Raw genomic sequence first — 1,540 nt, 5'->3', positions numbered from 1 at the left:
CTCAGCGACGCCACCGAAGGACGAGGAGTGATGCCCCTGACCTAACCCCCGACAGGGAGAACACCTGTCCGCCGACAGGGAAGTCACCTGTCCGCACACAAGGAAATCCCGCTGTCCGTTGACAGCGATGCGCCGGCGCAGGGTCCGCGGGCTCAGGCCGCTGCGGGAGGCGGCCTGGCTGAGGGTTTCGAACTGGCGACGTTGTCGGGTTGTCATGGCGTCTCCTTTCCAGGTGCCCCTAATGCGCCAACCCCGTGCTGGAGAGTCACGGCCACCCAGGAACGCCATGCACGACTTCAGCCGGCGCGTGTTCTGACGTGTCGGGTGCCTCTACAGTTCTGCTCACTATGGATAGGGCTCCGGCGATCGACCCGACCGTTCTGCGAGAGGCGCGTGAGCGTGCGGGGCTGACCCAGTTGCAGCTCGCTACCCGGGTGGGCGTGGTTGGGGGAGAGCGGATCTCGAGCTGGGAGCGCGGCCTGTCGCGGCCTCGGACGCCGAGAATCCTGCACGCCTTGGCGCGGGTGCTGCGTGTGAAGCCGGCCTCGCTTCTCGCGGAGCCGGTCGACGGGCCCGACCTTCGCTATCTGCGGTTCGTGGCCGGCCTGAGCACGGCCGAGCTTGCCAAGAAGGTCGGGGTTTCGGCGGCCACAGTCCAGCGGTGGGAGAGCGGGCGAAGGACCCGCACTCTGCCGACGGACGTGGTCAAGCTTCTAGCGAAGGCGCTGGGTGTCCCCGCGGCGGTGGCGCGCGCGGCGATCGAGCGCTCCTAGCGAGTTATCCACAGGCTGTGCGTTTCCCTCGCGGATCTGCGCGGAGTGTGGCAACAATAGTCCTGTAGGTCGAGCGATCCCCTCATCACGCTCGGACTATTCGGCAGTGGATTGGGGGAGTCGTAGCAGGTCAGCGCACTGGCAGGACACGGCGTGTCCGCTTCGCTGCACCTGAAGTGGATTTCTAACACCTAGAGGTTGAATAGCAGTTTGAACACCAGGAGCCTCGGCGATGCATTAGGTCGCTAGACCCCCGGAAGGAGTCAATGACATGAACGTCCGCACCACCGCCGTCATAGCCCTCGCCGCCGCGTTCCTGGCCGGCTGCTCAGAGCCGGACCCGACCCCGGTCCCGACGACCCCCGCCACCAGCGTCACGCCGACAACTGCCGCCTCCCCGTCCCCGACCTCGTTGACGCCGGAGGAGGAGGCGACCGCGGCGGCGGAAGAGGTCGTGCGCGACTACTTCGAGACCGTGCCGCGGTGTCTGGCGGATCCGCTCAACACCGAACCGTCCTGCTTCGACGAAGTCGCCGTCGGCACCGAGCTCAACGACAACCGCAACTCTCTCATCGCCGCGAAGCAGGTGGAGAGCACCGCCTCCGGCACGCTCGAGGTGATATCGCTGTTCTGCGTCTGAGTTCGTGAGACATCTGGGGGATTTAACTACCAGCCAGGGTGCGGCGTGGCGAGTCGATCAGGAGGTCGATGACCATGTCGGATCAGAGCATGTCGAAGAAGACGACAGCACGGAAGAAGAGGCGCGT

2 protein-coding genes are annotated in these 1,540 nt (G+C 65.8%); both read left to right on the top strand.

Going from position 1 to position 1,540, the window contains the following annotated elements; all coding sequences use genetic code 11:
- Window positions 1-347: 347 nt before the first annotated feature.
- The gene (locus GA707_RS20590; protein ID WP_152180317.1) at window positions 348-773 is read left to right on the top strand and encodes a helix-turn-helix transcriptional regulator; all 426 of its coding nucleotides are present in this window, start codon (window positions 348-350) and stop codon (window positions 771-773) included.
- A gap of 271 nt (window positions 774-1,044) precedes the next feature.
- Window positions 1,045-1,413, top strand: a complete 369-nt coding sequence (locus tag GA707_RS20585) for a hypothetical protein (protein ID WP_152180316.1) — start codon at window positions 1,045-1,047, stop codon at window positions 1,411-1,413.
- Window positions 1,414-1,540: the final 127 nt, after the last annotated feature.

This window comes from Nostocoides sp. F2B08 (assembly GCF_009184895.1).
Classification (GTDB): Bacteria; Actinomycetota; Actinomycetes; order Actinomycetales; family Dermatophilaceae; genus F2B08.
The sequence above is the reverse complement of the archived record's forward strand: the minus strand, read 5'-3'. Positions and strand labels throughout refer to the sequence as shown.